This is a genomic window from Methylibium sp. T29-B, assembly GCF_000576225.1.
GTDB lineage: Bacteria > Pseudomonadota > Gammaproteobacteria > Burkholderiales > Burkholderiaceae_C > Methylibium > Methylibium petroleiphilum.
Genome location: NZ_AZSN01000228.1, coordinates 1 through 4224, shown reverse-complemented (window position 1 = coordinate 4224; position 4224 = coordinate 1). Strand labels below are relative to the sequence as shown.

The following is a 4224-nucleotide window of genomic DNA, read 5'->3' as shown; positions in this document are numbered from 1 at the left end:
CGCCGGCCAGGCCGCTGACCCCGGCTCAGCGCGCGGCCTTCGGCGGCGCGCGGCGTGCCGGTGCCGCCTTGGTCCGCGCGACCCAGACCTTGTAGGCATTGGGCGTGAGCTCGCGCTTGAGCAGCTGAACCAGCTCGCCGTGCGACAGGCCGTGCTCGCGCAGCACCGCGCTGAACGGCGGCCGGTCGTCCCATGCGGTGGCGATCACGCGCTCGATTTCCGCGGCGGTCAGACGGGGGATGGGTTTCGCCATGGCCGCGATTGTCGGCCGCCGCAGCGAGCGCCGTCCGACACGCGCCGGGCGCGTCGTCCGACAGACCGTGCGGCGGGCGTCGGAGAGCATGCGCCCATGCCCCTGGTCCCTCTCCTTCGCACACGGCTGCCCCGAACCTGGCCGTGCGTGATCGCCGCGCTCGGCCTCCTTCTCGCCGCGCCGTCCTTCGGCGCACCGGACACGCCGGGCGCGATCGGGACGGAACTGCGCGATCGCGCGAGCGAACCGCCGGCGCCGGAATCTGCCGCCAGTGCTACCGCCACCCCCGACAAGAGCTACGTCATCCCGGCCCTGCAGATCATCGGCTTCGACTTTCTGCTGAACCGCTACAACCGGCGCTTCAGCGGCACGTCCGACTACGACGTCAGCCGTGCGTCGATCCGCCGCAACCTGCGCGGGCCCTGGGTGGAAGACAACGACCCGTTCGACATCAACCAGTTCGCCCACCCCTACCAGGCTCGCTGTACCACGGGGCCGCCCGCGCGAGCGGCCTGAGCTACTGGGAAGCGGCTGGCTACACCTTCGCCGGCAGCGTGGGCTGGGAGATCTTCGGCGAGCAGACGCCGCCGTCGTACAACGACCAGATCGCCAGCGGCATCGCCGGCAGCTTTCTCGGTGAGCCGCTGTTCCGCATGGCGCACCTGGTGCTCAACGGCCCGGGCGGTCTGTCGCGCCCCTGGCGCGAGGCGATCGCCGCCGGCATCTCGCCCTCGCTGGGCTTCACGCGCCTCACCTTCGGCTCCCGCTTCGACGGCGCCTTCGTCGACAACGATCCGGTCTACTACAGTCGGCTGCGCCTCGGCGTCGCCCGCGCGGCGCAGGACAACCTGGGCACGTCGCGCGACCTGGAGCGCGACGAGGCGGTGATCGATTTCGCGCTCGACTACGGCCTGCCGGGCAAGGACGGCTACACCTACCGCCGCCCGTTCGACTACTTCAGTTTCCATGCCGCCGCCTCCACCGCCAACGGCGTGGAGACGCTGGCCACCCGCGGCCTGCTGTTCGGCACCGACTACGCGATCGGCGACACCGTCCGCGGCCTGTGGGGCCTGTACGGTAGCTACGACTACCTGGCGCCGCAGATCTTCAACCTCTCGACCACCGCACTGTCGCTTGGCACGACCGGGCAGTGGTGGGCCTCCGAGCGGCTGGCGCTGCAGGGCACGGTGCTCGCCGGCCTGGGCTACTCGGCCGCCAGCACCCTGCGCCGCACCACCGAGGACCGCGACTACCACTACGGCGTGGCGCCGCGCCTGAGCCTCGCGCTGCGGCTGATCGCCGGCGACCGCGCCTCGGTCGACCTGCAGGCGCAGAAGTATTTTCTCGGCAGCATCGCCAACCGCGCCGCCGGGCGCGACGACATCACCCGCGTCGACACCGCCTTCAACTGGCGCCTCCACAAGCGGCACGCCGTGGGCGTGAAGTACGTCTGGTCGCACCGCGACGCCAACTACCCGGGCGCCGGCAACCGCTCCCAGACGCTGGGCACGGTGGGGATCTACTACACGCTGCTCGGCGCCGATGGCTTCGGGGCGGTGGAGTGGCGGGAGCCGGCCGTGCACTGAGGGCGGGTTCTCTCGGATCGGGCGGTCTTCCGGAGCTCTTCGTGGCGGCGGTCGGTGCGGCAAAGGCGCGCCCGGACAGGCGGCGGTGCTTCGCCTCGGCGCTCGGCGCCGCGGAGGCGCACCGCCGCTTGCCCAAGCCCGCCTTTGCTGAACCACTGCGAGTGTTTCCCACGCACGCCAACACCGGTGGTGGTCGCGGCAGGCGCTGTCCGCTGGGGGCGATGTCTGGGGCGACGAGAAGCGCAGCGCCAGGGTCGGCGCGCGCCAGCGCGCTTCGTGGTCTGACTTGCCGCGGTTGTCTGAACGGAGCGACCGCAGGGCGCGCAGTGAGTTCTGCGGCACGACCCTGGCGCGAGCATCGCAGTGCAGTCGGCCTGCCAGGCCGACCGCCCCAGCAGGAGCCCCCAGCGGGTAGCGCCTGCCGCGACAACGCGCGCGCGGAGCGAACGCCGACATCTGCGGACCTCAACCAACGGCCAACGCGCCGCAGTCGAGCCCTATGCGCAAACTGCTTCGGCAGCAGCATCGCCAACCGCCCGGCCATGAATGACCCCGACCCACCGCGCTGTTCCGGCCATCGCCGCGCCGCGATCGCGGCGACCATCGGCGCATGCACGCGGTCATCCAGCTCCACATCGATGCGCCCCCGAAGCCGGCCGTCGGCCAGCCCTGCAACGGCTGTTCTGAGGGGCTGAATTCGTGAAAGACAATGTTGTGTAGATTCAATGACTTGGGTATTCTTGAACCAAGTATCTTTGATACGACCAACAGCGCCGAAGGCGCTAGGTTTTCGCGGAGGCGCCTGTGGATAACTCTTCTAGTGGGGTCGAGCCCCGGAGCATTGCTAGGCCTCGGAACGCCCTCAAGCGGGTTCCTGATGTCTTCCTGGCGCACTGGAACCAGGTCAATGCCGCCGACCTCCTGAAGGCGCTCGCCGACTATGCGAAGCCCGATGCCTCCTTCCGAGCCCGGAAGGACCCACGGTCAATGCGGTGGCATGCCTCCATCGACGGCCGCGACTTCTCGTTCGTTCTCACCGGGCCGATGTTCCTAGATGACAGCGACAACCAGGGCGGGTTGGGTGCCGTCAAGTTCGTGCAGCACGTCCTGCGATGTGACTTCCGCGCAGCTACACGGTTCCTGCTGGAAGACCCGCGCGCTCAGCCCTTCCTGCCACCAAAGCACCAGCAATGACAGTTGCGCTGTCCACTGGCCAGGTGCCAGCGCCGAAGGCGGCCCGTCTCGTATGGACCAACGAGAAGTTCATCTACGGGCATCAGCCTCGTCCGGGGTTCCCAATCATCCTGGGCGACGATATGAAGCCGCTGCAGCCCGCACACGACTTCCTGCTGCATCTGCTGCTAGGCAGAACGAGAACGACCGACGAGAAGACCTGGGACGCATACGGCCGCCGGCTTTGGGATTACTTCGCCACGTTGGCCCAGCACGGGATTCCGTGGGACTACTGCCCGGACCCGCAGGCGCCCGGTAAAGGACCTGTTGCCATCTACAAAGGCTGGTCGCTCAAGAAGGACCCGTCCATTGGGAAGACGGCTGTTGCCGTAGGCACGCTCAACGACCGGCTTCGTGTTGTCGTCGCTTTCTACGAATGGGCGCATCGGAAGGGGCTCATCGAGCATCTTCCTTTCGGGTATCAAGAGCGCCGTGTTCGCCACACTGACTTCTTGATGCACACCCGAGCCGCTGACGCGACTCGGGCTCAGGCAGACGTCCTTGACCGGGAGTGGTCAGCCCCGCCAGCGTACCTCTCGAAGGAAGCGATTCAGGGCTGCCTGAACAGCAGCAAGTTGCGTCGCCATACGGCCGCAAGGCTGCTGTTCAACCTGATGTGGCGCGTTGGCTTGCGCTCCTGCGAAGCGCGGACGTTCCCTTTGTCCTATGTGTTCAATCCGGCGACGCGAAGTGACTGTGCTCGGGGAAAGCTGATTCGTGTGCAGCTGAACCCCAGCGACATGGAGATTAAGTTCGACAAGCCGCGAGAGGTTCACATCCCCTACTCGCTGATGCAGGACCTGTGGGACTACGTGAAGCACGAGCGCAACCACTTGGCTAGCAAGTCGCCAACAGACCACAGTGTGGCCATCCTGAACCAGGACGGACAGCCCTACAACAAGGACTCGGTCAGCGAGGTGATGCGGGCCATCGGGAGGGACGTGTCTTTCAAGGTGTCCGCGCTCAGCCTGCGGCACAGCTATGCCGTGCACATGCTCGTATTCCTCCGTGAGAAGGCGAAGGAGGGCAAGTTCGATGGCGAGCCGCTCCTCTACGTCCGCGACAGGTTGGGCCACGAGGATGTGCAGACCACGCTGGTCTACCTCGAGCAAATCAACAGGCTGGCCTCCGAATGTTGACGCCGACCGAAAA

5 protein-coding genes are annotated in these 4224 nt (G+C 67.2%); 4 read left to right on the top strand and 1 reads right to left on the bottom strand.

Features of this window, described 5'->3' with window-relative positions; genetic code table 11:
* Positions 1 to 25: 25 nt before the first annotated feature.
* On the bottom strand, positions 26 to 253 hold the full coding sequence (locus Y694_RS20095) for a DUF2805 domain-containing protein (protein WP_011827634.1): 228 nt from the start codon (positions 251 to 253) through the stop codon (positions 26 to 28).
* A 147-nt stretch (positions 254 to 400) separates the two neighbouring features.
* Here Y694_RS20095 and Y694_RS26295 point away from each other — a divergent pair, with 147 nt between their 5' ends.
* From Y694_RS26295 to Y694_RS20080, 4 genes are all read left to right on the top strand, one after another.
* Positions 401 to 769 (top strand): hypothetical protein, encoded by a 369-nt coding sequence (locus Y694_RS26295; protein ID WP_051495928.1) that lies wholly within the window; start codon positions 401 to 403, stop codon positions 767 to 769.
* Positions 676 to 1839 (top strand): DUF3943 domain-containing protein, encoded by a 1164-nt coding sequence (locus tag Y694_RS24525; protein ID WP_231497805.1) that lies wholly within the window; start codon positions 676 to 678, stop codon positions 1837 to 1839. Before Y694_RS26295 ends, Y694_RS24525 begins: the two co-directional genes overlap by 94 nt.
* A 987-nt stretch (positions 1840 to 2826) precedes the next feature.
* A complete protein-coding gene (locus Y694_RS22840) occupies positions 2827 to 3033 on the top strand; it encodes a hypothetical protein (RefSeq protein ID WP_051495926.1) in 207 nt (68 codons plus the stop codon).
* A complete protein-coding gene (locus Y694_RS20080) occupies positions 3030 to 4211 on the top strand; it encodes a site-specific integrase (protein ID WP_051495925.1) in 1182 nt (393 codons plus the stop codon). Before Y694_RS22840 ends, Y694_RS20080 begins: the two co-directional genes overlap by 4 nt.
* The last annotated feature ends 13 nt before the right edge of the window (positions 4212 to 4224 follow it).